The 24,068-nt window shown below is 69.8% G+C and carries 23 protein-coding genes, 1 tRNA gene and 1 pseudogene; 14 read left to right on the top strand and 11 right to left on the bottom strand.

What is annotated here, in order from left to right; all coding sequences use genetic code 11:
• Positions 1 to 12 precede the first annotated feature (12 nt).
• Genes aroA through serC form a run of 4 tightly spaced genes read right to left on the bottom strand, consistent with a single transcriptional unit; the run spans position 13 to position 4,763 of the window.
• The gene (aroA, locus tag IDM46_RS06375) at positions 13 to 1,341 is read right to left on the bottom strand and encodes a 3-phosphoshikimate 1-carboxyvinyltransferase (RefSeq protein WP_185115152.1); all 1,329 of its coding nucleotides are present in this window, start codon (positions 1,339 to 1,341) and stop codon (positions 13 to 15) included.
• Entirely contained in the window at positions 1,338 to 2,465 is a 1,128-nt protein-coding gene (gene hisC / locus IDM46_RS06370; protein ID WP_185115151.1) for a histidinol-phosphate transaminase, read from the bottom strand. The genes aroA and hisC overlap by 4 nt, the downstream gene beginning before the upstream one ends.
• A complete protein-coding gene (pheA, locus tag IDM46_RS06365) occupies positions 2,465 to 3,664 on the bottom strand; it encodes a prephenate dehydratase (RefSeq protein WP_182821348.1) in 1,200 nt (399 codons plus the stop codon). The genes hisC and pheA overlap by 1 nt, the downstream gene beginning before the upstream one ends.
• Positions 3,657 to 4,763, bottom strand: coding sequence for a 3-phosphoserine/phosphohydroxythreonine transaminase (gene serC, locus IDM46_RS06360; protein WP_185115150.1), 1,107 nt, complete (start codon positions 4,761 to 4,763; stop codon positions 3,657 to 3,659). The genes pheA and serC overlap by 8 nt, the downstream gene beginning before the upstream one ends.
• Before the next feature lie 99 nt (positions 4,764 to 4,862).
• Here serC and msrP point away from each other — a divergent pair, with 99 nt between their 5' ends.
• Positions 4,863 to 5,834, top strand: coding sequence for a protein-methionine-sulfoxide reductase catalytic subunit MsrP (msrP, locus tag IDM46_RS06355; RefSeq protein ID WP_185115285.1), 972 nt, complete (start codon positions 4,863 to 4,865; stop codon positions 5,832 to 5,834).
• A complete protein-coding gene (locus IDM46_RS06350) occupies positions 5,825 to 6,481 on the top strand; it encodes a protein-methionine-sulfoxide reductase heme-binding subunit MsrQ (RefSeq protein ID WP_185115284.1) in 657 nt (218 codons plus the stop codon). The genes msrP and IDM46_RS06350 overlap by 10 nt, the downstream gene beginning before the upstream one ends.
• On the opposite strand, the gene IDM46_RS06345 is transcribed toward IDM46_RS06350, so the two are convergent.
• Positions 6,458 to 7,252 carry an FHA domain-containing protein gene (locus IDM46_RS06345; protein WP_185115149.1) on the bottom strand — a complete coding sequence of 265 codons (795 nt, stop codon included), beginning with the start codon at positions 7,250 to 7,252 and terminating at the stop codon, positions 6,458 to 6,460. The two genes, IDM46_RS06350 and IDM46_RS06345, sit on opposite strands and share 24 nt — an antisense overlap.
• Positions 7,253 to 7,338: 86 nt before the next feature.
• Here IDM46_RS06345 and IDM46_RS06340 point away from each other — a divergent pair, with 86 nt between their 5' ends.
• The 11 genes and pseudogenes from IDM46_RS06340 to rnt form a co-directional block, all read left to right on the top strand.
• Positions 7,339 to 7,614 (top strand): polyhydroxyalkanoic acid system family protein, encoded by a 276-nt coding sequence (locus IDM46_RS06340; protein WP_182821354.1) that lies wholly within the window; start codon positions 7,339 to 7,341, stop codon positions 7,612 to 7,614.
• 70 nt (positions 7,615 to 7,684) lie between these two features.
• Entirely contained in the window at positions 7,685 to 8,644 is a 960-nt protein-coding gene (locus IDM46_RS06335; RefSeq protein WP_221441784.1) for a restriction endonuclease, read from the top strand.
• A 269-nt stretch (positions 8,645 to 8,913) separates the two neighbouring features.
• Complete coding sequence (gene pstS / locus IDM46_RS06330) at positions 8,914 to 10,002, top strand: phosphate ABC transporter substrate-binding protein PstS (protein WP_185115147.1); 1,089 nt, start codon at positions 8,914 to 8,916, stop codon at positions 10,000 to 10,002.
• A gap of 52 nt (positions 10,003 to 10,054) precedes the next feature.
• Positions 10,055 to 11,023 carry a phosphate ABC transporter permease subunit PstC gene (gene pstC / locus IDM46_RS06325; protein ID WP_182821360.1) on the top strand — a complete coding sequence of 323 codons (969 nt, stop codon included), beginning with the start codon at positions 10,055 to 10,057 and terminating at the stop codon, positions 11,021 to 11,023.
• Positions 11,023 to 11,904 (top strand): phosphate ABC transporter permease PstA, encoded by an 882-nt coding sequence (gene pstA / locus IDM46_RS06320; RefSeq protein WP_185115146.1) that lies wholly within the window; start codon positions 11,023 to 11,025, stop codon positions 11,902 to 11,904. The genes pstC and pstA overlap by 1 nt, the downstream gene beginning before the upstream one ends.
• A 25-nt stretch (positions 11,905 to 11,929) precedes the next feature.
• Complete coding sequence (gene pstB / locus IDM46_RS06315) at positions 11,930 to 12,772, top strand: phosphate ABC transporter ATP-binding protein PstB (protein ID WP_182821364.1); 843 nt, start codon at positions 11,930 to 11,932, stop codon at positions 12,770 to 12,772.
• Complete coding sequence (gene phoU / locus IDM46_RS06310) at positions 12,769 to 13,473, top strand: phosphate signaling complex protein PhoU (RefSeq protein WP_182821366.1); 705 nt, start codon at positions 12,769 to 12,771, stop codon at positions 13,471 to 13,473. Before pstB ends, phoU begins: the two co-directional genes overlap by 4 nt.
• An 86-nt stretch (positions 13,474 to 13,559) precedes the next feature.
• Positions 13,560 to 13,979, top strand: a complete 420-nt coding sequence (locus IDM46_RS06305) for an EF-hand domain-containing protein (RefSeq protein ID WP_182821369.1) — start codon at positions 13,560 to 13,562, stop codon at positions 13,977 to 13,979.
• 57 nt (positions 13,980 to 14,036) lie between these two features.
• Positions 14,037 to 14,885: a DUF692 domain-containing protein gene (locus IDM46_RS06300; protein WP_223878043.1), complete on the top strand. Its 849-nt coding sequence runs from the start codon at positions 14,037 to 14,039 to the stop codon at positions 14,883 to 14,885.
• Positions 14,875 to 15,702 (top strand): putative DNA-binding domain-containing protein, encoded by an 828-nt coding sequence (locus IDM46_RS06295; RefSeq protein ID WP_185115144.1) that lies wholly within the window; start codon positions 14,875 to 14,877, stop codon positions 15,700 to 15,702. The genes IDM46_RS06300 and IDM46_RS06295 overlap by 11 nt, the downstream gene beginning before the upstream one ends.
• 50 nt (positions 15,703 to 15,752) lie before the next feature.
• Positions 15,753 to 16,328: pseudogene (rnt, locus tag IDM46_RS06290) on the top strand (ribonuclease T); the annotation flags it as partial.
• 95 nt (positions 16,329 to 16,423) lie between these two features.
• On the opposite strand, the gene rlmB reads toward rnt, so the two are convergent.
• Entirely contained in the window at positions 16,424 to 17,182 is a 759-nt protein-coding gene (gene rlmB, locus IDM46_RS06285; RefSeq protein WP_182821375.1) for a 23S rRNA (guanosine(2251)-2'-O)-methyltransferase RlmB, read from the bottom strand.
• Between the two features lie 20 nt (positions 17,183 to 17,202).
• A complete protein-coding gene (gene rnr / locus IDM46_RS06280) occupies positions 17,203 to 19,692 on the bottom strand; it encodes a ribonuclease R (protein WP_223878060.1) in 2,490 nt (829 codons plus the stop codon).
• A 254-nt stretch (positions 19,693 to 19,946) separates the two neighbouring features.
• On the opposite strand from rnr, the gene IDM46_RS06275 reads away from it, so the two are divergent.
• A tRNA-Leu gene (locus IDM46_RS06275) sits at positions 19,947 to 20,033 on the top strand.
• A 186-nt stretch (positions 20,034 to 20,219) separates the two neighbouring features.
• On the opposite strand, the gene IDM46_RS06270 is transcribed toward IDM46_RS06275, so the two are convergent.
• The 4 genes from IDM46_RS06270 to IDM46_RS06255 are packed head-to-tail and all read right to left on the bottom strand — an operon-like array spanning position 20,220 to position 24,038.
• Positions 20,220 to 21,317: an ArsO family NAD(P)H-dependent flavin-containing monooxygenase gene (locus tag IDM46_RS06270; protein ID WP_185115143.1), complete on the bottom strand. Its 1,098-nt coding sequence runs from the start codon at positions 21,315 to 21,317 to the stop codon at positions 20,220 to 20,222.
• Complete coding sequence (arsJ, locus tag IDM46_RS06265; protein ID WP_185115142.1) at positions 21,314 to 22,540, bottom strand: organoarsenical effux MFS transporter ArsJ; 1,227 nt, start codon at positions 22,538 to 22,540, stop codon at positions 21,314 to 21,316. The genes IDM46_RS06270 and arsJ overlap by 4 nt, the downstream gene beginning before the upstream one ends.
• Positions 22,541 to 22,542: 2 nt before the next feature.
• On the bottom strand, positions 22,543 to 23,550 hold the full coding sequence (locus IDM46_RS06260) for an ArsJ-associated glyceraldehyde-3-phosphate dehydrogenase (protein WP_185115141.1): 1,008 nt from the start codon (positions 23,548 to 23,550) through the stop codon (positions 22,543 to 22,545).
• Positions 23,547 to 24,038 (bottom strand): arsenate reductase ArsC, encoded by a 492-nt coding sequence (locus IDM46_RS06255; RefSeq protein WP_185115140.1) that lies wholly within the window; start codon positions 24,036 to 24,038, stop codon positions 23,547 to 23,549. The genes IDM46_RS06260 and IDM46_RS06255 overlap by 4 nt, the downstream gene beginning before the upstream one ends.
• Positions 24,039 to 24,068 lie beyond the last annotated feature (30 nt).

Here is a 24,068-nt window from a genome sequence, read left to right as displayed (position 1 = left end):
CGCGGTTCGCAGTCAGCCGGAGATCGGCGGCGCGCGCTCCAGCGCGAAGCCGAGCGACCGCACCAGCGCGTCGAACCCCGGAAACGATGTGGCGACGTTGGCCACGTCGGCAATCGCGACCTCGCCCTCCACGCGCTGTGCCGCCACCGCGAACGCCATTGCGATGCGGTGGTCGCCGAGACTGTCGACGCGCCCCGCGCGGAGCCGGCCGCCTTCGATGATCATGCCATCCGGTGTTTCCCGCACGTCGGCGCCCAGCGCGGCCAGGCCGGTCGCCATGGCGTGGATCCTGTCGGACTCCTTGACGCGCAGTTCGGCCGCACCGGTCACGCGCGTGGTGCCCTGCGCGCAGGCGGCGGCGATGGCGAACACCGGGAACTCGTCGATCATGTCGGCGACCAGCGCCTCTGGCAGGGCGATGCCGTGCAGCGGCGCGTACCGCACCTCGAGGTCGGCCAGCGGACCGCAGGCCCCCGCCCGGCGCTCGCGTTCACGGATGTCGGCACCCATCGCACGCAGCGCATCGAGCAGCCCGGTGCGGCGCGGATCGACGCCGACCGAACGCAGCACGAGCGAAGACCCCGGCACCAGCGTGGCGGCCACGATCAGGAAGGCCGCAGACGAGAAGTCACCCGGCACTTCGATGTCGCGCGCGCGCAGCCGATGGCCGCCAGCCAGGCGCGCCATGCCGGGCGCGTAGTCAACCGGCCAGCCGAATGCCGACAACATGCGTTCGGTGTAGTCGCGGGTCGGATGCGGCTCGTGCACCTCGGTGCCACCCTCGGCGTACAGCCCGGCCAGCAGCACCGCGGACTTGACCTGCGCGCTGGCCACCGGTGAATCGAAGCGGATGCCCTGCAGGCGATGCCCGCCAGCTATGCGCAGTGGCGGCCGCTCGCCGTCGTCTGAGTCGATCGCGGCACCCATCGCGCGCAATGGCGCCATGACCCGCAGCATCGGCCGGCGCGACAGCGACGCGTCGCCACCGAGCACGGTGTCGAAGGGTTGCCCCGCGAGCAGGCCGGACAGGAGCCGCATGGCGGTGCCCGAGTTGCCGCAGTCGAGCAGCGACGCAGGCGCGCGCAGGCCGTCGAGCCCAACGCCGTGGACGACCCGCGTGGACTCGGATGGCGCATCGATGCGCACGTCCATCGCGCGGAAGATCGCCGCGGTGGCGCGGGTGTCCTCGCCCTCGAGGAAGCCGTCGATGCGCGACACACCGTCGGCCAGCGCAGCCAGCATCACCGCGCGGTGCGAGATCGACTTGTCGCCGGGGACCCCGGTGTCGCCGGACAGCGCCCTTCCGCGCGCGGCCACCCAGTCCTCGCGCACGGCGCTCACGGCAGCGCGTCCAGCGCCTGCAGCAGGCGCGCGTTGTCGGCGGCCGTGCCGACGGTGATCCGCAGGCTCCCGGAAAGCCCGTAACCCGCCATCGGCCGCAGCACGATGCCCGACGCGAGCAGTGCCGCCTCGATGCGCGCCGTCGCGGCACCGGTGTCGACCAGCAGGAAATTCGCCTGCGAAGGCGCCACGGCGAAGCCGCGTGCGCGCAGCGCCGTACCCAGGCGCCCACGCTCCTCACTGTTGCGCCGCGACGTGTCGGCGAGCCAGGCCTGGTCGGCGAGCGCCGCGGTCGCCGCCGCCTGCGCAACCAGCCCCACGTTGAAGCTCTCGCGCACGCGCTCGAGCAGCGCGGCCACGGCCACGTTCGCGATGGCGTAGCCGATCCGCAGCCCGGCCAGCCCATGGGCCTTGCTGAAGGTGCGGGTGATGACCAGATTGCGGTGGCGCGGCAGCAGCGCCAGTGCGCTGGCGAAGTCCGCCGCGTCGGCAAGCTCGGCATAGGCTTCGTCGAGCACCACCACCACGTCGTCCGGGACCGCGTCCATGAACCGCGCGAATGCCGCCGCGCCAAACCAGGTGCCGGTCGGATTGTTGGGGTTGTCGATGTAGACCAGGCGGGTGGCGGGCGTGACCGCCGCGCGCAGCGCAACCAGGTCGTGTCCGCGCGGCATCACGGCATCCACCGCGAATGACGGTGCGCGGCGCAGCGTGGCACCTGCGGCGTGGGCGGCGATGGCGAACACCGCGAACCCGTACTCCGGTACCAGCACCTCGTCACCCGGGCCGGCGAACACCTGCGCCAGTTGCATCAGCAACTCGTGCGAGCCGTTGCCCATCACCAGTTGCGCGGGCTCCACGCCGTGATGCGCGGCCAGCGCGCGCCTGAGCCCGCCGGCCAGCGGATCGGGATAGCGCTGGATGTCGCGGAGCGCCGCGCCGGCGGCGGCGCGTGCGCGCGGACCCGGCCCGTACGGATTCTCGTTGGATCCGAGTTCGAGCAGGACGCCGGGAGCAAAGGCGCCGCGCAGCGCGACGATGTCATGCCCCGGGTCGTAGGCGCGCAGCGCCCGGACCGGGGCGACCGCACGCGCCTGCGCCCATGCGGCATCGTCGTGCGCCATCACGGCACCGCCACCGGATACGAGCCGAGCACCCGCACGTCGCCGGCGAATGCATCCACCTCCGCCAATGCGTCCTTCAGCGGGGACTCGTCGACATGGCCGCCGACATCGATGAAGAACGCGTACTGCCACAGCGCGCCGTGCTCGGGCCGCGACTCGATGCGGTTCATGCTGATCCCGTGCCGCGCCAGCGGCTCCAGCACCTGGTACAGCGCGCCCGGCTGGTCGCGGATGGACACCAGCAGCGAGGTGCGGTCGTTGCCGGACGGCGGGAACGACGCGCGCCCGATCACCAGGAAGCGCGTGGTGTTGTCGCTGCGGTCCTCGATCGGTCCGGCGATGGCCTTCAGGCCGTAGACGTGGCCGGCGCTGTCGCCGGCGATGGCCGCGGCGTCATCGGCGTTGCGCGCGCGGCGTGCGCCTTCGGCATTGCTCGACACCGCGTGCGCCTCGACGCCGGGCAGGTGCTGCCGCAGCCAGTTGCGGCACTGCGCCAGCGACAGGCCGTGCGAATAGATGCGTTCGACGTCTTCCATTCGACCGGTGCGCGACAGCAGGTACTGGTGCACGCGCAGCTCCACCTCGCCGCAGATCTTCAGCGGCGAGGTGGGGAACAGGTCGAGCGTCGACTGGATCGTGCCCTGCCCCGAGTTCTCCACCGGCACCACGCCGAAATCCGCGGCGCCAGCCGCGACCTCGTCGAACACCTCTTCCACGCTCGCCAGCGGCAGGCCGCGCGCGGAATGTCCGAAGTGCTTGTGCACGGCCTGCTGCGAGAACGTGCCCTCCGGGCCCAGGTAGCCGATCTTCAGCGGCTCCTGCTGGGCCAGGCACGCCGACATGATCTCGCGGAACAGGCGCACCAGCACCTCGTCAGCCAGCGGGCCGTCGTTGCGGTCCACCACGCGGCGCAGCACCTGGGCTTCTCGTTCGGGCCGGTAGTACTCGACCGCCGCGGCCAGCTTGCCCTTGGCGCGCCCGACCTGGCGCGCGAACAGGGCACGCTCGGCGATCAGCGCCTGGATCTCGCGGTCGATGCCGTCGATCTGCCCGCGCACGGTGGCCAGGTCGGGCCTTGACTTGGCCGCTGCCGTGACGGCGACACGCGTCGGAGCCGCGGTGGCCGCGGCCTGCGGTGGTGATCCTGCGACCTTCTTGCCGGCCTTCCTGCGACCTTTGCCTGGTGTCGATTCAGCCATGGCGCTGCTGGAACGCTTGCATGTAGTCGACCAGCGCCGCCACGCCCGCCACCGGCATGGCGTTGTAGATCGAGGCGCGCATGCCGCCGAGCACGCGATGGCCCTTGAGGCCGATGAGACCGGCTTCGCGCGCACCTTCCAGGAACGCGGCATCGTGCGCGTCGTCGGCCAGGAAGAACGGCACGTTCATCCGCGAGCGCACCGCGCTCGCGACCTCGTTGCGGTAGAAGCCGCCGGAGCCGTCGATCGCCGCGTACAGCAGCCGCGCCTTCTCGGCGTTGCGGCGCGCGAACTCCGTCACGCCGCCTTCGTCCAGCATCCAGCGGAACACCAGTCCGGCGAGGTACCAGTTCCAGGTGGGCGGCGTGTTGAGCATCGAGTCGGCCGCCAGTTGCAGGCGGTAGTCGAAGATGTCCGCGCGCGGCTGGCCGGCGCGCTCGAGGAGATCGCGGCGCACGATCACCACCGCGATGCCGACCGGCCCGAGGTTCTTCTGCGCACCCGCGTAGATCGCACCGAAGCGCGAGATGTCGAGCGGCTCCGAGGCGATGCTGGAGCTGAAATCGGCCAACAGCGGCACGTCCCCCGTGTCCGGGAAGGCATGCCCCCCGGCGACCGCGGGTCGGAACTCCACGCCATGGATGGTCTCGTTGGCGGTGACATGCACATAGGCGGCATCCGGCGACAGGCGCCATTCGCCCGCCGGCGGGATGTCGCGGAAGCCACCGGCCTCGCTGCTCGCGGCCACGTTGAGGTCGACGTACATGCCGGCCTGGCGCGTCGCGGTCTTGCCCCAGTGCCCGGTCAACACGTAGTCCGCGCGCTGCCCGGGCGACGCGAAGTTCAAGGGCAGCAGCGCCTGCTGGGTGGTGGCGCCGCCGGGCAGGAACAGCACCGCATAATCGTCCGGAATGGCGAGCAGCGTGCGCAGGTCGGCCTCGGCCGTCGCGGCCACCGCCATGAACTCGGGGCCGCGGTGGCTGATCTCGACGATCGACGCCCCCGCATCGCCCCACTCCAGCATGTCCTGCTGCGCCTGGCGCAGCACGCTCTCCGGAATGGCGGCTGGACCGGGGCTGAAATTGTAGGCGCGGGACATGGCAGGTTCCTTGATTTGCGCGCGCCATCGGCGCAGCGTTGGGGTTTGGACCGCAGTATGCCGCAGCGCAACAGCAGCGGCCGGATGGAGACCCGAAGCATGCGCCACCGCGACATCCCGACCATCGCGAGCGATGAAATCACCGACGAGGCGGTCTACCGCGACCGCAGGCGCCTGCTGAAGACCCTGGCGCTGGCACCCGCCCTGGTGGCGGCTGGCTGCCGTGGCGGCGAACCGCCAGCCCCCGTGGCAGGCCCCGCACCGTCCGCGGCATCGCTGGCCGCCGGCCTGCGCACCGCCGAGGAGCAGACGCGCTACGAGGACGCGACCAGCTACAACAACTTCTACGAGTTCGGCAGCGGCAAGGCCGATCCGTCGCGCGCGGCAAAGACGCTGGTGACCTCGCCCTGGAACATCGCGGTCTCCGGCGAGTGCGCGAAGCCCGGCACCCTGGCCATCGATGGCCTGCTGGCCGGGCTGGTCCCGGAAGAACGCGTCTACCGCATGCGCTGCGTGGAAGGCTGGTCGATGGTGATCCCGTGGCTGGGCGTCCCGCTTGGCGCGGTGCTGAAGCGGCTGCAGCCAACGGCCGCCGCGAAGTACGTCGCCTTCACCTCGCTCGCCGACCCGCGGCAGATGCCGGGCGTCCGCAGCCGCATCATCGACTGGCCCTACCGCGAGGGGCTGCGCCTGGACGAGGCCATGCACCCGCTGACCCTGCTCGTCACCGGGATGTACGGCAAGCCGCTGCCGCAGCAGAACGGCGCGCCGCTGCGGCTGGTGGTGCCGTGGAAATACGGCTTCAAGGGCATCAAGTCGATCGTTGCCATCGAGTTCACCCGCACCCGCCCGCGCACGGCCTGGAACGACATGCAGCCGCGGGAATACGGGTTCTTCGCCAACGTCAATCCCGCCGTCGACCACCCGCGCTGGAGCCAGAAGACCGAGCGGCGCATCGCCGGCACCGCCAACCGCCTGTTCGCCGGGCGCATCCCCACCCTCCCGTTCAACGGCTATGCCGAACAGGTCGCCTCGATGTACGCCGGCCTGGACCTGGAGCGCTGGTACTGAACCGGGTCGCCGCGGCCAAGGCGGCCGTCCACGCGCTGGCGCTGGCGCCGCTCGGGTGGCTGGGCTGGCAGGTGTGGCAGGTGTACACCGGGGCCGACATCGACGCCCTCGGCGCGGAGCCGGTGGCCGCGATCGAACACGAACTGGGATTGTGGGCGCTGCGCCTGCTGCTGGTCACGCTCGCGATCTCACCGTTGCGTGCGCTCAGCGGCCAGGCGGTGGTGCTGCGCTTCCGCCGCATGCTCGGCCTGTACGCGTTCGCCTACGCCACGCTGCACTTCGCTGCCTACCTGGTGCTCGACCTGCGCGGTTACTGGGCGCTGGTGTTCGAGGAGATCGCCAAGCGCCCCTACATTACCGTCGGCTTCGCCGCGTGGTTGCTGCTGGTGCCGCTGGCGGTGACATCTACCCGCGGCTGGATGCGCAGGCTCGGGCGGCGATGGGCCCAGCTGCACCGGGCCGTGTATGCGATCGCCGTACTGGCGGTGCTGCATTTCTGGTGGATCGTGAAATCCGACATCCGCGAACCGGCGCTGTATGCCGGCATCCTCGTGGTGCTGCTTGGCTGGCGCGTGTGGCGGCGCGCCGCACGCACGGGCGCGGCGCGGCCTGCGGCAACCGGGTCAGCCGGCGCCAAACAGCAGTAGCAACGCGAGCAATCCCGCCAGCACGAGTGCGGCGACCAGCAGCCACGGCAGCCGCATGCCACCGCTGCCCCGCCGGGACGGGTCCGCCGCGGCAGGCAAGCCGGAATCCTCGGGCTCGACGGCACGCGTGGTGCGCGCGGCGGCCGGGGCCTCGACCACGAACCGGTGGTGGGCGTCGAACACCACCTGGTCACCGGCCTGCAGCACGGCGTCGCGGACCGCCTCGCCGTTCACCACGCTGCCTTCGGCGGAGCCCAGGTCGCGCAGCACCACTTCGCCGCGGTGGATCTCCAGGCGTGCATGGCGCTCGGCGAAGGCCGGTTCATCGATACGGATATCGGCTTCGGCGGCACGCCCCACCAGGCGCGGCCGCTCCAGCGTGAAGCTGCGGCCGTGGTACTGGCCGCCGACGCCGCGCAGCACCACGCGCGCATCCCCGGGCTCCGTGCCGCTGTCTTCGAAACCGGCGTCCGGCTGCCGCGGTGGCTGCGCCGCGACCAGCCGCATCTCGGTGCCGTCGACGAAGATCGCGTCGCCCACGCGCAGCATCGCCATGCGCCGCACGGGGCGGCCGTTGACGTGCACGCCACGGGTTTCGGGAGGGACCGTGAGCCATACGCCACGACGGTCGACGCAGAATGCGACAGCCGGCGAGGCGGCCACCGGGCCCAGCGCGCCGCTGCCATCCGCAATGCGGCCAATGCCGTGCACGCCCCCCGTGAGCGGGAGATCGACGTCGTTGCCCGCGAATCGAAGCCTGAGCGTATCCATGCGGCAGGCAATCTAGCATGCGGAAAGGCTTGGAACGCTGCCGGCGCGCCCGCAGAATGGCCGGCCACGCAGAGAGGTTGGATCCCATGTCCGGCATCGACATCCGCCACGCGCATTCCCTTCCACCTGCCGAGGCGCGCGACGCAGTTCAGCAGGTCGCCGACAAGCTCGCCGACCGTTTTGGCGCCGAGTGCGTCTGGGAGGGCGACACCCTGCATTTCTCGCGCAGCGGCATCGACGGCCATATCGCACTGCTGCCCAGCGAACTGCACCTCAGCGCCAAGCTCGGATTCCTGATGTCGGCAATGCGCGGGACGATCGAATCCGAGATCCGCCGCGTGCTGGACGAGCGCTTCGCCTGACCTGTCCCATGCGTCGGCCGTCGGCGCGGCCTTTGCGACTATCCTTCACGCCCTGGACAGGAGAGCACGCGTGGGCGCAGCAATGCATTGGCTGGTAGCGATCGCCGCGGCGCTTGCCGTGGGTGCGGCGGCCACGTTCGTCATCCGGGGCGTGCTGCAGCGCCGCGACGAGGCGGCGGGCGGCATCGAGGCGCTGTCGGAGATGTCGTGGCGGAGCTTCATCACGCTCGTGCTCGATGCACTCGCGCTGCGTGGCTTCACCCGCGTGGTCGACCGCGAGGCGCCCTCCGGCGATGGCGACTTCACCCTCGAATGCGAAGGCGTGCACCACCTGCTGGCCTGCAAGCACGGCCGCGCATTCGTACTCGGCCGGCGTGACGTGGACGAACTGGCCGCGGCCATGCGCGTGCAGGACGCCGTGGGCGGCCTGCTGGTCACCCAGGGGCGCTTTGCCGCCGACGCGCGCGCGCCGGCGCGCCGCGCGCAGATCGAACTGCTCGACGGCGCCACCCTTTGGCCCGAACTCCGCGCCCTGGTGCCCGCGCCGCTGCTCGGGCAACTGCGCGCCGCCGCGGCCACGCGCGCGCGCCAGCGCACGCTGGCGGCCTGGCTGCTGGCACTGCTGGCGGGCGTGGCGCTGTTCACCGCGCTTTCGGCTTCGCGTGGCGATGCCGATGCCCGGCCGGGGCCTGCACCCCTGACACAGGCAGCCCCCGCCGGCGCGGCGCCAGTTTCAGCTGCTCCGCCGCCGCCCGCGCCCGAGCGCTATCCCGACGACGCCGCGCTCGAGCAGCAGCGCCGCGACGTGGCCAGTGCGGTGTCCACGTTGCCGATGGTCGACCGCGTGATCTGGTCGTCGCCTTCCACCATGGAGGTGTTCCTGGCCGCGGTCGATACCGACCATGACGCCTTCGCCGCGGTCTGTCCGCTGGTCGAGCGCTATCCGGCGTTGGCCGCGTCGCGTGTCCAGCTGACACCACCCGCCGGGCACGCGGCACCGGTGCGCTTCCGCCAGTGCCGCAGCTATTGAGGCGCTCCTTGCCTGCAGGGCGCTGTCATCGCGCTGTCACCGCCGCGACATGAGCAGGTCACTGCCGCGGGCTTGAATGCCTGCCACGGCCCGAACCATCAGAAGCTGCCTTCGTCTCTCCTCCTTTCCGCTTCGCATTCTCGGGCCCGTAACGGGCCCTTTTTTATGGTCCGGGCTGGCCTTGCGCAGCAGTTGTCATGAAGGCGTCATAAAAACATCATCCAATGGCCGTACGCCGCAAGGCGTTCCTTCCCTATGGAAACCCCACCATGTCCCTGCCCACGCTCCGCACTGCCTCGCTGGCGCTCGCCGTCGCGCTGTTTGCCGCCGCCTGCCAGCCCTCCGCCGACGCACCGGCCACTGCATCCAACGCGGCTTCGGGATCTGCCGACAGCGCCGGCGACGCGGTCGCCACGCAGGTGTCCGGCGCCGGCGCCTCGTTCATCTATCCCCTGATTTCGCGCTGGTCGGCCGATTACAACGCCGCCACCGGCAGCCAGGTGAACTACCAGTCGATCGGCTCCGGCGGCGGCATCGCGCAGGTCAAGGCCGGCACCGTCGATTTCGGCTCGAGCGACAAGCCGCTGAGCAGCACTGAGTTGGCGGAGGCAGGCCTCGGCCAGTTCCCGTCCGCGATCGGCGGCGTCGTGCCGGTGGTGAACATCGAAGGCCTGGCGCCGGGCGCGCTGAAGCTCAGCGGCCCGCTGCTCGCCGACATCTTCCTCGGCACGGTCTCGACCTGGAACGATCCGGCGATCACCGCGCTGAACCCCGGCCTGGGCCTGCCTGCGGGCAAGATCAGCATCGTGCACCGCTCCGACGGCTCCGGCACCAGCTTCAATTTCACCAACTACCTGTCCAAGGTCAGCCCGGCGTGGAAGGCGAAGGTTGGCGAAGGCACCTCGGTGTCCTGGCCGCTGGGCGTCGGTGGCAAGGGCAACGAAGGCGTGGCCTCGTATGTGCAGCAGATCAAGGGCTCGATCGGTTACGTGGAGCTGGCCTACGCGCTGCAGAACACCATGCCGTACGCCTCGCTGCAGAACGCCGCCGGCAACTTCGTGACACCGAGCGCCGACAGCTTCGCCGCCGCGGCGCGTACCGCCGACTGGGCCGGCGCCACCGACTTCAACCTGGTGATCACCGACGCGCCCGGCGCCGAGTCCTGGCCGATCACCGCCACCAACTTCATGCTGATGCCCAAGCAGCCGAAGGATCCGGCGCGCAGCAAGGCCGCTCTGGCCTTCTTCAAGTGGGCGCTCGAGAATGGCCAGGCGCAGGCCGCCGACCTGCACTACGTGCCGCTGCCGCCGGAGCTGGTGCAGCAGATCGAGGCGTACTGGGCCGCCGAGTACAAGTGACGCCAGCGCCCGCCGCATCCGCGGCGGACGTCCTCGCACGCCAGGGACCCAGATGAGCGCCAGCACACTCCCCGACACCGTCCCGCGCACGCGTGACATGCGCGATGCGCGCGCCGACCGCTGGTTCCGCTACGCGCTGGTGGCCACCGTGGTCTTCGTGGTGCTGTCACTCGCCACAGCCGCGCTGGCGATGCTCTGGGGGGGCCGTGACGCCCTGCAATCGCAGGGACTGTCGTTCTTCCTGTCGTCCGAGTGGAATCCGGTCGAGAACCGCTACGGTGCGCTCGCGCCGATCTACGGCACGGTGGTCACCGCGATCATCGCCATGCTGGTGGCGGTGCCGGTGAGCTTCGGCATCGCGGTGTTCCTGACCGAGGTCGCGCCGCGCTGGCTGCGTGGACCGGTCGGCACAGCGATCGAGCTGCTGGCGGGCATTCCGTCGATCATCTACGGCATGTGGGGCCTGTTCGTGTTCGTCCCGGTGATGACCGAACACGTCACCCCGTGGCTCAACGACCACGTCGGCACCCTGCCACTGGTCGGCGCGCTGTTCCAGGGCCCGCCGCTGGGGATCGGCCTGCTCACCGCCGGCCTGGTGCTGTCGATCATGGTCATCCCCTTCATCTCTTCGGTGATGCGCGAGGTGTTCCTGACCGTGCCAACGCGGCTGAAGGAGTCGGCCTATGCATTGGGCTCGACGAAATGGGAGGTCTGCTGGGACGTGGTGCTGCCCTACACACGCTCGGCGGTGATCGGCGGCATCTTCCTCGGCCTGGGGCGCGCACTGGGCGAGACCATGGCGGTCGCGTTCGTGGTCGGCAACAGCGTGCGCCTGACGCCGTCGCTGCTTGAGCCCGGCACCACGATCGCCGCGCTGATCGCCAACGACTTCGGCGAAGCCACCGACACCTACCGCTCCGCGCTGCTGCTGCTCGGCTTCGTATTGTTCATCGTGACCTTCATCGTGCTCGCGCTGGCACGCACGATGCTGTCGCGGCTTGCACGCAGGGAGGGCAACTGATGTCGGCCGTGATCGATCGACAGCGGGCCGCCGACAGCCTGTACCTGCGCCGGCGCATCACCAGTGCGGCGGCGATGGTGCTGTCCTGCGTTGCGGCCGTGCTCGGGCTGGTGTTCCTGGCCTGGATCCTGTGGACGCTGGTCAGCAAGGGCATCGCCGGCGTGAACTGGCAGCTGTTCACCCAGGACACGCCGCCGCCGATGGCCGAAGGCGGCCTGCGCAATGCGCTGTTCGGCTCGGCCGTGATGTGCGGGCTGGCGATCCTGATCGGCGCGCCGCTGGGCGTCGCCGCGGGCACGTGGCTGGCCGAGTACGGCAGCCGCAGCCGCATCGCGGGCACCGTGCGCTTCATCAACGACATCCTGATGTCGGCACCATCGATCGTGCTCGGCCTGTTCGTGTACACCTTGCTGGTGATGCGCAGCGGCGGCAATTTCTCGGCCTTCGCCGGTGCCGTCGCGCTCGCCTTCATCGTGCTGCCGGTGGTGCTGCGAACCACCGACGAGATGCTGCGGCTGGTGCCGACGCAGATGCGCGAGGCGGCGCTGTCGCTCGGCGTCCCGCAGTGGAAGGTCACCGTGCAGGTCCTCTACCGCAGCGCGTCGGCGGGCATCGTGACCGGCATCCTGCTGGCGCTGGCGCGGATCAGCGGCGAGACCGCGCCGCTGCTGTTCACCGCGTTCGGCAACCTGTACTGGAACAGCAACATCATGCAGCCGATGGCCAGCGTGCCCACGGTGATGTACCAGTACGCCGCCAGCCCCTACGAGAGCTGGCAACAGCTGGCCTGGGCCGGTGCGCTGGTGCTGACCGTGTTCGTGCTGCTGATCGGCCTGGTGGCGCGTGCGCTGCTGCTGCGCAACCGCATCCCGAATGATTGACACCCTTCCCCTCCGGATCCCGTCGATGAACGACAGCTCCCCCCACCTCCAAGCAGCCGGGCGCATCGCGTTTTCCACCGCGACCCCGGAACGCGCCACGGCCGCCGCGAAGGCGCCGATCAAGATCCAGGTGCGCGGCCTCGACTTCCACTACGGCAAGTTCCACGCCATCAAGGGCGTCAACATGGACATCCCCGAAAAGCGCGTGAGTGCGCTCATCGGGCCGTCCGGCTGTGGCAAGTCGACGCTGCTGCGGGTGTTCAACCGCATCTACGCCCTGTATCCGGGGCAGGTGGCGAGCGGCAGCATCCTGCTCGACGGCGAGGACATCCTGGCGCCCAAGTACCCGATGAACCGCCTGCGTTCGAAGGTCGGCATGGTGTTCCAGAAGCCGGTGCCGTTCCCGATGACCATCTACGAGAACATCGCCTACGCCATCCGCCACCACGAAAAGCTGTCGAAGGCCGAGATGGACGCGCGCGTCGAAGGCGCGCTCCGCCAGGGGGCGCTGTGGGACGAGGTCAAGGACAAGCTGCAGCAGAGCGCGCTGGGCCTGTCCGGCGGCCAGCAGCAGCGGCTTTGCATCGCACGCGCGGTGGCGCTGAAGCCGGAGGTGTTGCTGCTCGACGAGCCGACCTCGGCGCTGGACCCGATCTCCACCAGCCGCATCGAGCAACTCATCGAAGAGCTCAAGCTCGACTACACCATCGTCATCGTCACCCACAACATGCAGCAGGCCGCGCGCGTCTCCGATTACACGGCGTTCATGTATCTCGGCGACATGGTCGAACACGACGCCACCGCGACCATCTTTTCCAATCCCTCGAAGCAGCAGACCGAGGACTACATCACCGGAAGGTTCGGATGACCATGCAGCCCCATGACCACATCCTGCGCGCCCAGGACGAAGAACGCGAACGCATCATCGACGAGATCCTGCGCATGGGCGAGATGTCGGTCGCCCAGCTCGAAGCCGCGCTCGATGTCGTGGAGCGCCGCGACGATCGCGCCGCCGAGCGCATCATCGCCAACGACGAGGCCATCGACGCGATCGAGCGCGAGGTCAGCCAGGACGTCATGATGACCGCGACGCGCGGCCCGCTGGCACGCGACCTGCGCGAAATCCTCGCCGCGCTGCGCATCGTGTCCGACCTCGAGCGCATCGGCGACTACGCCAGCAACATCGCCAAGCGCTCCAAGGCGCTCAACCAGGCGCCGCCGCTGCCGCTCGCCGGGGGCCTTGCACCACTCGGGGTGCTCGCCGCGCGCCAGGTGCGCGACGTGCTCGAGGCCTACCGCAACGCCGACGCGGAGGCCGCGCAGCGCGTCCGCGAGCGCGATGCCGAACTCGATGCCGCCTACACCCGCCTGTTCCGCGAGTTGCTCACCTACATGATGGAGGACGCGCGCGCGATCACCGGCTGCACGCACCTGCTGTTCATGGCCAAGAACCTCGAACGGATCGGCGACCACGCCACCAACATCGCCGAGAACATCTGGTTCGTGGTGCGTGGCGAGGACAACCTGCCGCCCCGCGAGAAGCGCGACGACACCAATACCACCGCCTGAATGCCGGCCGCGTGTGCTGCTATGCAGCACGCCGGGCTGCGGCATAATCCGCCTCCCGGCATCCGCCGGGCAAGATGGAGACCGACATGTCGAAGCCCACGAACAAACCCGTCGCCCTGGCCATGGCCGCGCTCGGCGGCATCGCACTTTCCGGCTCCGCGTTCGCCATGCACCAGCTGGGCAGCGGCTACATGGCGGCCGGCACCGCAGTGAGCGCACAGGCCACCGGCGAGCCCGCCGCCAAGACCGGCGAAGGCACCTGCGGCATGAGCAAGGTCGACAGCGACGGTGATGGCCGCATCTCCGCCGCCGAATTCACCGCGCGCCACCCGGACAAGGATGCCGCCTACTTCGCGGCCATGGACGTCAACAGCGACGGTTTCGTCGACCAGGCCGAGCACGACGCGCACCATGCCGAAAAGAAGGCAGGCGACGGCAAGGCGGCACAGGAAGGCAAGTGCGGCGAAGGCAAGTGCGGCGAGGGCAAGTGCGGCGGCGCCGCCTGAGCCAGGCCTGACACCGGTGCGCGCGGCCCGCGCGCACCGGTAGCCGCCATGGTGCCGGTGCTCGACCCTCGCAGCGTTGGCCTCGGGCTGCGCCGCGGCCTGCTCGCGGAGCTGCGCGCGGCGCCCGCGGGCAGCTTCGATTTCCTCGAGGCCGCGCCCGAAAACTGGATGGGCGTTGGCGGCGCCATGGGCGATGCCTTCGCCGAACTGGCGGCACGCCACCCGATGGTCTTCCATGGCCTGTCGCTTTCCCTCGGCGGCCCGGCCGCGCTGGACGAGACCTTCCTGCACAAGCTGCGGCGCTTTCTCGACGCACACCGTGCGCCGCTCTACAGCGAACACCTGAGTGCCTGCGGCGACCGCCTGGGCCAGCTCTACGACCTGCTGCCGCTGCCGTTCACCGAGGAGGCGGTGCACCACGTCGCCGCGCGCATCCGCCGTGCGCAGGACATCCTGGGCCGCCGCATCGCGGTCGAGAACATTTCCTACTACGCCGTCATTCCGGTCGAAGCGGCGACAGCGCTCGCCGAACTGGAGTTCATCAACGCGGTGCTGGCCGAAGCCGACTGTGACCTCCTGCTCGACGTCAACAACATCGTGGTCAATGCGACCAACCACGGCTATGACGCGCATGCGTTCCTGCGCGGGCTGCCATCCTCGCGAATCGCCTGCATCCATGTCGCCGGCCACTACGACGAAGCCCCGGACCTGAAGATCGACACCCATGGCGCGGCGGTCGGCGACCCGGTCTGGGCGCTGCTCGCCGAGGCCTACCGCGTGCACGGCACGCACCCGACGGTCCTGGAGCGCGACTTCAACGTCCCGCCGTTCGACGCGCTGCTCGGCGAACTGGATACCGTGCGCAGCCATCTGACTGCCGCGACGCTGCGCGACCATGCCGCCTGATCGCGTCCCCGGCGACCGGAGCGGCGAAGAAACCCTGCGCGCGCAACAGGACGCGCTGGCCGCCTACATCCGCGACCCGGAACGCGCACCGCCGCCCGCCGGCATCGAGCCGCGCCGCCTGGAGATCTACCGCGACCTGTTCTTCAACAACATCGAGGGCCTGCTGGGCGGCAACTTCCCGGTGATCAAGCGTGTCTACGGCGAGCGCTGGCCAGCGCTCGTGCGCGATTTCTACCGGGGGCATGGCGCGCGCACGCCGCTGTTCACCGAGGTGGCGCGCGAGTTCCTGCGCTACCTCGAGGACAGTGGCGGCCGCGAGCCGTGGCTGGCCGAACTGGCGCACTACGAATGGATCGAACTGGCGCTGCAGATCAGCGAGGCACGCATCGATGACATCGCCCATGACCCGCTCGACGCGCCCGCCACCGACGTCGACGCAGCGCTGCTGTCGGGCGCGCCCGTGCTGTCGCCGCTGGCCTGGCCACTGGCCTATGCCTGGCCGGTGCAGCGCATCGGCCCGGATTTCCAGCCGGGCGAGCCACCGCTGCAGCCGACGCTCCTGCTGCTGCATCGCGAGGCCGATGGCCGGGTCCGGTTCCACGCGCCCAGCGCGCTGGCCTGGCGGCTGCTGCAACGTCTGGATGAGGCGCCCGCCCTGGGTGGTCGCGAACAGCTGGCGGCGCTGGCCGGCGAGGCCGGCATGGCCTGCGATGCCGGCTTTCTCGCGCAGGGCGTGGCGATGCTGCGGCAATGGCACCGCCAGGGCATCGTGACCGGTGCGGCGTTGAAAGGTGGCCGGCGCGCTCGGCTAGACTAGCGCCGGTGAGCACCCTGCCCGAACCTTCCACGCCCCCGTCCTTCGCCCCCATGTCGGCGCGCTTCCGCGGCTTCCTGCCGGTGGTGGTCGATGTCGAGACCGGCGGCTTCGACTGGAACCGCCACGCGCTGCTGGAGATCGCGGTGCGCCCGGTCGACCTGGACGCGACCGGCCGCTACGTGCTCGGCGAAGGCGCCAGCGCGCACGTGGTGCCGGCACCCGGTACCGACATCGATCCGAAGTCGCTGCAGATCACCGGCATCGACCTCGACCATCCGTTCCGTTTCGCCAAAGGCGAGCACGAGGCGCTGGACCACGTGTTCGCGCCGGTGCGCGCGGCGATGCGCAAGCACGGCTGCCAGCGCGCGATCCTGGTGGGCCACAACGCGCACTTCGACCTGAATTTCCTCAATGCCGCGGTCGCGCGCAGCGGGCACAAGCGCAATCCCTTCCATCCCTTCAGCGTGTTCGACACCGTCACCATGGCGGGCCTCGCCTATGGCCAGACCGTGCTGGCGCGCGCGGTGCAGGCGGCGGGCATGGACTGGAACAGCGACGAGGCGCACTCGGCCGTCTACGACACGGAACGCACCGGCGAACTGTTCTGCATCATCGCCAACGCCTGGGGCCGGCATGCCCAGCCGGCGCCCGAGGCAGGTGCCTCGGACAGTGCCGGCGGCGCGCAGGGCACCCCGACTGCCGGCGGCGACACCCTGCCCGCCTAGACGCGCTGGCGGACCGCCTCGAACAGGCACACGCCGGCGGCCACCGACACATTGAGGCTTTCAACGCCGGCCGCGATGGCACCGGGCATCGGCAGCGACACCAGCTGGTCGCACATGTCGCGGGTCAAGCGACGCAGGCCTTCGCCTTCGCCACCCAGCACCAGGGCCACATTGCCGCGCAGGTCGATGGCGTACAGCGACGCGGCGGCGTCACCCGCCAGCCCGTAGATCCACACGCCCTGCTTCTGCAGCTCGCGCAGGCTGCGCGCGAGGTTGGTCACGCGCACCACCGGGATGCTGTCCGCGGCGCCCGCCGAGGTCTTGCGCACCGTGGCGTTGACCTGCACCGCCTTGTCCTTGGGGATCAGCACCGCGGTCACGCCCGCCGCGGCGGCGCTGCGCAGGCAGGCGCCGAGGTTGTGCGGGTCCTGTACGCCATCGAGCACCAGCAGCAGCGCACGGCCTTCGGCCGCCTCCACCAGGCCCGGCAGCGCATCCTCGTCGAAGGTTTTCGCCGCGGCGTAGCGCGCCACCGCGCCCTGGTGGCGCAGGCCACCGGCCACGCCGTCCAGCGCCTGCTGCGCCACGCGGCGCACGTCGATGCCGCGTCGGCGCGCGTTGTCCTCGATGTCGCCGATACGGGGGTTCTTGCCGCCCGCCTCCAGCAACACTTCGCGCACATTGTCTGCATCGTGCTCGATCGCCGACGCGACCGCATTGATGCCGACGATCCACTGGTTCTGCTTGCTTGTCATAAGTGCCCTGGCGGTCGCGCTCAGTACTTCTTCTTCGCGCGCTTCGCCGGCTGGCCGCGCGGCGCTTGCCCGCGCGGCTCACCCGGGTCACCGGGCGTGCCCTGGCCTTCGCCGACCAGACGGAAGTCGATCTTCAACTCCTCCACGCTGGCCTTGAGCACCACGATGCGCACGCTGTCGCCCAGACGGTATTCGCGCTCCGATCGCTGCCCGGTCAGGGTCTTGCGGATCGGGTCGAAGTGGTAGAAGTCGTTGGGCAACTGGGTCACGTGCACCAGGCCGTTGACCTTGGACTCGGCCAGTTCGATGAACAGGCCGAAGCTGGTCACGCCGCTCACCACGCCGTCGAACTCGCGGCCGATGTGCTCTTCCATCCATGCCGCGCGGTAGCGCTCGTCGACCTCGCGCTGCGCCTCGTCGGCGCGCCGCGAACGCTCCGAGCACTGCAGCGACAGCGCGGTCATCTGGTGCGCGGAGTATTCGTAATTGGCGGCCTTGCCGCCGCTGAGCGCGTGCTTGATGGCGCGGTGCACCAGCAGGTCGGCGTAGCGGCGGATCGGCGACGTGAAGTGCGCGTACGCCTCCAGCGCCAGCCCGAAATGGCCGATGTTCTCCGGCGCGTACACCGCCAGCGACTGGCTGCGCAGCAGCACCGACTCCAGCAGCGCCGCGTCCGGGCGCTCGCGCACGGTCTCCAGCAGCTTGCGGTAGTCCCTGGGCTGCACCTTCTGCCAGGTCGGCAGGCGCAGCTGGAATTCCTTCAGGAACTCCAGCAGGTCGGCGTACTTGGCTTCCGGCGGCCGGTCGTGGTCGCGGAACGGCGCCGGCACCGCGGCTTCGAGCAGGAACAGCGCGGCCTGCACATTGGCCGCGATCATGCATTCCTCGATCAGCTTGTGCGCGTCGTTGCGCTGGATCATGCCGGCTTGGGTCACCTCGCCCTGCGGGCCGAGCACGAAGCGCACCTCGGAGGTCTCGAAGTCGATCGCGCCGCGCTGGCGGCGCGCCTTCTCCAGCACCTGGAACAGCTGGTGCAGCTGGCGAACCTGCGGCAGCTGCGCGCCGATGAAGGCCTGGGCGGCGTCGCGATCGGCCTCGGGGACGCCCTCGCCGACCGCGTTCCAGACCTGGGTGTAGGTCAGGCGCGCGTGCGAGTTCATCACCGCCTCGTGGAACGACGACGACACCACGTTGCCCTTGCGGTCGACCTGCATGTCGCAGGCGAAGCACAGGCGATCGACCTTGGGCTTCAACGAACAGATGCCGTTGGACAGCGTTTCCGGGAGCATCGGTACGACGAAGCCGGGGAAATACACCGACGTCGCGCGCTTCTGCGCCTCGACATCGAGCGGCGCCGACGGGCGGATGTAGTGCGAGACGTCGGCGATCGCCACGATCAGGCGGAAACCGTCGCGGTTGGGCTCGCAATAGACGGCGTCGTCGAAGTCCTTGGCGTCCTCGCCGTCGATGGTCACCAGCGGCAGGCGGCGCAGGTCCAGACGGCGCTCGGCGGACGCGGCGTCCACCTCCAGCGGCACGGCCATGGCCTCGTCGAGCACCTCGGGCGGGAACTCGTGCGGGATGTCATGGCCGTGGATCGCGGCCTCGACCGCGATCGACGCGGTGAGCTTGTCGCCGAGCACCGCGAGGATGCGGCCGATCGGCGGGCGATGGTTGTCGGGCGGGGTGACGATCGCGCAGACCACGAGCTGGCCGTCGCGTGCCTCCTGGCGTGCATCTGCCGGAATCTGGATGTTGCGCTGGATGCGCTTGTCATCCGGCACCACGTAGCTGATGCCGGACTCCAGCGCGAAGCGGCCGATGAGGCGCGTGACGCGACGCTCCAGCACTTCGACGATCGCACCCTCGCGGCCGCGGCGGTTGACGCCGGTGACCGACGCGAGCACGCGGTCGCCATGCATCACCTTGCGCATTTCCGCCGGCGGCAGGAACAGGTCGTCGCCGTGGCCGGTTTCCGGCCGCAGGAAGCCGAAGCCTTCCGGGTTGGCGATCACCGTGCCCGGGATCAGGTCGAGCTGGCGCGCCGGCACGAAGCCGCCGCGCCGGTTTTTGAGGATCTGGCCGTCGCGAACCATCGCACCCAGGCGCTTGTCCAGCGCGTCGGCGCGGTGCGGCTCGAGCAGGCCGAGGCGCGCGGCGAGTGCTTCGGCATCCATCGGGCCATCGGCGCCGGCCAGCACTTCAAGGATCGCTTCGCGGCTGGCGATCGGATGCTCGTAGCGGCCGGCTTCACGTGCGGCCTGCGGATCCTGGAACGGCATACCCGCGGCAGGCGCCGGTGCCTGCTTCCGGTGCGGCTGCGGTGCGTCCCTGCGCGTGGGTGCGCGCGTGGATCGCGCCTGGGGAGGCGGAGTCTTGGGCGCGGCAGGCTTCTGCGCCTCGGCCTGTGCGGGGGAATCCGGAGGCGCGTCGCGCGTCGTGTCGCGCGCCTTGGCCGTCGTGCCACGCGATGAAGCCGACATCGCGCGCACCAGTGCCGGATCGGGCATCCAGCCGGGCAGCGCGGCCGGCTTTGCGCGCGGCGATGGCGGATGTGCGCCGTGTTCCTTGCCGCCGGTCTCGCCCTTCCCGGGCTGGTCGCCCTGCGCCTTGCCGCTCTTCGCCTTGGCGGAAGAGATGTCGCGGCCGCTGCCGCCCTTGCCTGTGGTCTTTGTCATCGCGCAATTGTACGCGCGGGCCGTGGTGAACTTCTCACACAGGCGTTGACACCGGGTGCACCGCATTGCAACATACGCGCCCACCTGCCCGGGTGGCGGAATTGGTAGACGCACTAGCTTCAGGTGCTAGCGGGGGCAACTCCGTGGAGGTTCGAGTCCTCTTCCGGGCACCATCTGCAACATGTCGGGGGGCCACGCCCTTCGACGAGATGACACGAAACCCCGCGAAAGCGGGGTTTTTTGTGCCTCCGCCCCGGTTTCGTTGTCCTGGGTGCCCAGGACATTCGCGGATCCGCAACATGATCGTGGGCAGCACCACCACCCACGTGCTGCGCACCCGCCACGTGCCGGTGCTGCCGCTATGGCGAGGCGTTCGGCGAGTTCTGGGGAACTGGCTCGAGTGCGGCGCTGATCCCGGCTACGGTGTCCCTGGCGTAGCGTGTCACGCCGACCAGCGTGGCCGAGGCCGCGCCGGTCCAGTCGCCGTAGCCGACCAGCCAGAGCTGCGGGCATCTCACCGAGCGCGTACCGTCGACGAGAACGCGGCCATCGGCTTCAAGCACGTCCAGCGGCTGCAGGTGGCCCAGTGCAGGCCTGAATCCGGTGCACCAGATCACGGCATCCACCTGCTCCGCGCGGCCGTCGGCCCACGCCACGCCGGTGGCGGTGAAACGTTCGAACGGTGCCACCGCATGGAGCACGCCGCGCCCGCGGGCCTCGCGCACCGGCGGCACCATCACGATGTCACCGAGTCCGCCGACGGGCACGTCCACGACCTTGCCAGCCTGCTGCGCCCTCCAGCGCTCGGTGGCGCGCGCGAACAGCACGCGGCCATCGACGTCGTCGGGCAGGAAGGACGGCGCCTGCTGCGTGACCCAGCGTGCCTCGGCCACCCGCGACACCTCCGCGAGGATCTGCGCGCCCGAGTTGCCTCCACCCACGACCAGCACCTTCTTCCCCGTAAAACGCTCCGGCTCGACGTAGTGCGAGGAGTGGAGCTGCTCGCCGGCAAACAGGGCCGCCCCGGGATACTCCGGAACAAAGGGATTGCGCCAGGTGCCGGTCGCACTGACGATCGCGCGGGCCGACCATCGCCGGCCCGCGCCGGATGCGACGAGGCGGCCGTCCGCGCGGTGCACGGACTGCACCAGCGCGGGCCGCTCGACCGGGATCGCGTAGTACGCCTCGTAGTCGGACAGGTAGGCGAGCACGTCGTCGCGCGCGGGATACCCTTCCCTTTGCGACACCATCTGCCGGCCCGCGATCGAACTCCATGTGGCGGGGGAGAACAGCGTCAACGAATCCCATGCGTGCCGCCACGCCCCGCCGGGGCCATCCTCGGCGTCGACCAGCAGGAACGACAGTCCCGTGCGCCGCAGGAAGTACGCGGTGGCGAGCGCGGCCTGCCCGCCCCCGATCACCAGCACATCCACGTCAAGGTCCCGCGTGGTGCTCATGCGGACGACGCCCCGGAAGGGTGATGCTGCGGCAGTCCGATCGAAATGATCGCGGCAAGCGCGACGAGCACGGCGGAGATTGCAAGGCAGGCCTCCAGCCCCGCGGCCTGGTATACCCAGCCGGACAGCACCGTACCCAGCAGCCGGCCCATGGCGTTGGCCATGTAGTAGAAGCCCACGTCCAGCGAAACGCCGTCGGCGTCGGCATGGCTGATGATCAGATAGCTGTGCAGCGACGAGTTGATAGCGAACAGCACACCGAACACGGCCAGGCCCATAAGCAGCACCCACTTCGGGGACACGCCCTGGAACAACAGTAGCGCCATCGCCGCCGGCACCACGGCAAGCGCTGCCGCCCAGGCGGTTGCGGCGCGGCCGCCCGGGACATCGCCACGCCGACGCCCGGTGAAGTACGGCGCAAGCGCCTGCACGATGCCGTAGCCGATCACCCATGCCGCAAGGAACCCGCCAACCTGCCAGAAATCCCAGCCGAGCACTCCGGCAAGGAACACCGGCAGCGCGACGACGAACCACACGTCGCGCGCGCCGAACAGGAACATGCGCGCGGCCGACAGCAGGTTGATCGCCCGGCTCTTGGAAAAGATGTCGCGAAACTTCGGCTTGCCGCTGGCCTTGCCCAGGTCGCGCTTCAGCGTCGCCAGGCCCAGCCCCCACACCACGGCCAGCGCCGCCGCCATCACCAGGATCGCCGGCCTGAATCCGATGGCCGTCAGCAGCGCGCCGCCCATGAAGAAACCGACGCCCTTGAGCGCGTTCTTCGATCCGGTCAGTGCAGCGACCCAGCGGAACAGCGAACCCTGCTGATCGCCGGGAACGAGCAGCTTGATGCTGCTCTTGGCGCTCATCTTGTTGAGGTCCTTGGCCACGCCCGACAGGGCCTGCGCGGCCATCACCCAGGGCACCACCAGCCAACTCGCCGGGACCAGCAGCATCGCCAGTGCGATCACCTGCAGGCCCAGCCCGATGTTCATGGTGCGATTGAGCCCGATCCGTGCGCCCAGCCAACCACCGACAAGATTGGTGATGACGCCGAAGATCTCGTAGAACAGGAACAGCATGGCGATCTGCAGCGGGCTGTAGCCGAGCTGGTGGAAGTGCAGCACCACCAGCATGCGCAGCGCGCCATCTGTGAGGGTGAACGCCCAGTAGTTGCCGGTGACCAGCATGTACTGGCGCACCCCGGGGGACAGGCGCACGGCCATGGCTAGCGGTCCACGTCGCCGACCATCCGCACGAGCTCCGCAGTGCGGTTCACGTAACCCCACTCGTTGTCGTACCAGGCGTAGATCTTGACCTGCGTCCCGTTGACCACCAGCGTCGACAGCGCGTCCACGATCCCCGATCGCGGATCGGTCCGGTAATCGATCGAGACCAGAGGGCGCGTCTCAAAGCCGAGGATGCCCGCCAGATCGCCCTCCGCCGCCGTGCGCAGCATGTCGTTGACCTCCTCCACCGTGGTCGCCCGTTCGACCTCGAACACGCAGTCGGTCAGCGAGGCGTTGGTCAGCGGAACACGGACAGCATGTCCGTCAAGCCGACCACGCAGCTCGGGGAAGATCTCGGCGATGGCCGTGGCCGAGCCGGTCGACGTCGGAATCAGGCTGCTGCCGCAGGAACGCGCGCGGCGCAGGTCCTTGTGCGGCGCGTCCACGATGGTCTGGGTGTTGGTCAGGCTGTGGATGGTGGTCAGGCTGCCATGGCGGATGCCCAGGCCCTCGTGGATCACCTTCACCACCGGCGCGAAGCAGTTGGTGGTGCATGACGCCGCCGACACGATGCGGTGGGCCGCCGGATCGAAGCGCGCGTGGTTGACGCCCATCACCACGTCCAGTGTTCCCGGCGCCTTGATCGGAGCCGTCACCACCACGCGCTTCACGCCCTGGTCGAGATAGGGCTGCAGGACATCGGGCTTGCGGAACCTGCCGGACGCTTCGACCACGACGTCGCAAGCCGACCAGTCGCTGGCCGCAAGTTCCTTGTTGCGCGTGACCGGGATGCGCCTGCCGTCGACGACCAGCACATCGCCGTCGGCGGCGATCGCGCGGTCCCAGCGGCCGTGGACCGAATCGAAGTTCAGCAGGTGCGCCAGCGTGGCCGCGTCGCCTGCGGGATCGTTGATGTGGACGAACTCGATGTCCGCCTCGTCCCACGCCGCGCGCAGCGTCAGGCGACCCATGCGGCCGAAGCCGTTGATGCCGACACGGATGGTCATGCGTTGGTCTCCATTGCGGCAAGGGATTCGATGGCAAGACGGTCCCAGTCACCGGGGCGCAGGGACAGCAGCAACGAGATCCGCTGGTGCAGCATCTGCAGCGCAAGGCTGAAGGCCCGCTCCACCTGCTCCGGACTGCCTTCGACGGCGGCCGGATCGGGAACGCTCCAGTGTGCGGTGACCGGATGACCGGGCCAGTGGGGGCAGGCCTCTGCCGCAGCGCGGTCGCAGACGGTGATCACCAGGTCCATCACCGGTGCATCCGCAGCCGCGAATTCCTCCCAGCTCTTGCTGCGCAGTCCGGATGTCGCAAGGCCGGCGGCGTCCAGCACCTGCAGCGCGCCGCGGTGCACATGGCCTTGCGGATGGCTCCCCGCGCTGAAGGCGCGCATGCGTTCGCCGCCGAGGCGGTTGGCCACGGCTTCGGCCATGATGCTGCGGGCCGAATTGCCGGTGCATACGAACAGGATGTTGTATCGGTCCTTCATGGCGGTCACCTCGGCAGTGGGCGGGGAAAA

Source organism: Luteimonas sp. MC1825, from assembly GCF_014764385.1.
Taxonomy (GTDB): domain Bacteria; phylum Pseudomonadota; class Gammaproteobacteria; order Xanthomonadales; family Xanthomonadaceae; genus Luteimonas.
This window is presented reverse-complemented; position numbering and strand designations above follow the sequence as displayed.

Coding starts and splice junctions, on each gene's coding strand:
- hisC (WP_185115151.1), bottom strand. CDS start 2,465: ATGGCGCACGACGATGCCGCATGGGCGCAGGCGCGTGCGGTCGCCCCG.
- pheA (WP_182821348.1), bottom strand. CDS start 3,664: ATGGCTGAATCGACACCAGGCAAAGGTCGCAGGAAGGCCGGCAAGAAG.
- serC (WP_185115150.1), bottom strand. CDS start 4,763: ATGTCCCGCGCCTACAATTTCAGCCCCGGTCCAGCCGCCATTCCGGAG.
- msrP (WP_185115285.1), top strand. CDS start 4,863: ATGCGCCACCGCGACATCCCGACCATCGCGAGCGATGAAATCACCGAC.
- IDM46_RS06345 (WP_185115149.1), bottom strand. CDS start 7,252: ATGGATACGCTCAGGCTTCGATTCGCGGGCAACGACGTCGATCTCCCG.
- IDM46_RS06340 (WP_182821354.1), top strand. CDS start 7,339: ATGTCCGGCATCGACATCCGCCACGCGCATTCCCTTCCACCTGCCGAG.
- pstS (WP_185115147.1), top strand. CDS start 8,914: ATGTCCCTGCCCACGCTCCGCACTGCCTCGCTGGCGCTCGCCGTCGCG.
- pstC (WP_182821360.1), top strand. CDS start 10,055: ATGAGCGCCAGCACACTCCCCGACACCGTCCCGCGCACGCGTGACATG.
- pstA (WP_185115146.1), top strand. CDS start 11,023: ATGTCGGCCGTGATCGATCGACAGCGGGCCGCCGACAGCCTGTACCTG.
- pstB (WP_182821364.1), top strand. CDS start 11,930: ATGAACGACAGCTCCCCCCACCTCCAAGCAGCCGGGCGCATCGCGTTT.
- phoU (WP_182821366.1), top strand. CDS start 12,769: ATGACCATGCAGCCCCATGACCACATCCTGCGCGCCCAGGACGAAGAA.
- IDM46_RS06305 (WP_182821369.1), top strand. CDS start 13,560: ATGTCGAAGCCCACGAACAAACCCGTCGCCCTGGCCATGGCCGCGCTC.
- IDM46_RS06295 (WP_185115144.1), top strand. CDS start 14,875: ATGCCGCCTGATCGCGTCCCCGGCGACCGGAGCGGCGAAGAAACCCTG.
- rlmB (WP_182821375.1), bottom strand. CDS start 17,182: ATGACAAGCAAGCAGAACCAGTGGATCGTCGGCATCAATGCGGTCGCG.
- rnr (WP_223878060.1), bottom strand. CDS start 19,692: ATGCCCGATCCGGCACTGGTGCGCGCGATGTCGGCTTCATCGCGTGGC.
- IDM46_RS06270 (WP_185115143.1), bottom strand. CDS start 21,317: ATGAGCACCACGCGGGACCTTGACGTGGATGTGCTGGTGATCGGGGGC.
- arsJ (WP_185115142.1), bottom strand. CDS start 22,540: ATGGCCGTGCGCCTGTCCCCCGGGGTGCGCCAGTACATGCTGGTCACC.
- IDM46_RS06260 (WP_185115141.1), bottom strand. CDS start 23,550: ATGACCATCCGTGTCGGCATCAACGGCTTCGGCCGCATGGGTCGCCTG.
- IDM46_RS06255 (WP_185115140.1), bottom strand. CDS start 24,038: ATGAAGGACCGATACAACATCCTGTTCGTATGCACCGGCAATTCGGCC.